General features: G+C 62.7%; 1 protein-coding gene. It reads right to left on the bottom strand.

The genetic code is table 11. The features are described 5' to 3' along the window. Positions 1-67 precede the first annotated feature (67 nt). The gene (locus tag EN807_RS33305) at positions 68-310 is read right to left on the bottom strand and encodes a BrnA antitoxin family protein (RefSeq protein ID WP_135938000.1); all 243 of its coding nucleotides are present in this window, start codon (positions 308-310) and stop codon (positions 68-70) included. Positions 311-362 lie beyond the last annotated feature (52 nt).

Raw genomic sequence — 362 nt, 5'->3', positions numbered from 1 at the left:
GATGCGGCAGGGTTTTGGCAGGGTCAAGGCAAGGTGGTGGTTGCCTTGGCCGCCGCAGATGGCGGGGTCAATCCTGAGGCTTGCCGCCGACCATCCGCCTTAGAGCGTCATTGATCCTGTCCTGCCAGCCGGGACCGTCTTCCTGGAAATGGTCGAGCACGGCGCGGTCGATCCTGATCGAGACAAGCTCGCGGACATTGGGGGCCGCCGAAGGTTCGCGAGGCGGGGCTGCTATCGGCTTCTTGACCGGCTTGAAGGCAGCTTCGGCGGCTGCCATCGGATTTGTCGGTCGACGCGGAGGCGTTGCCATTGGGTGATCCTGATTAGGATATGATATGTCAGCACCAAAGGCGACGTGGCGC

Source organism: Mesorhizobium sp. M5C.F.Ca.ET.164.01.1.1, assembly GCF_004792125.1.
Classification (GTDB): domain Bacteria; phylum Pseudomonadota; class Alphaproteobacteria; order Rhizobiales; family Rhizobiaceae; genus Mesorhizobium; species Mesorhizobium wenxiniae.
This window is presented reverse-complemented; position numbering and strand designations above follow the sequence as displayed.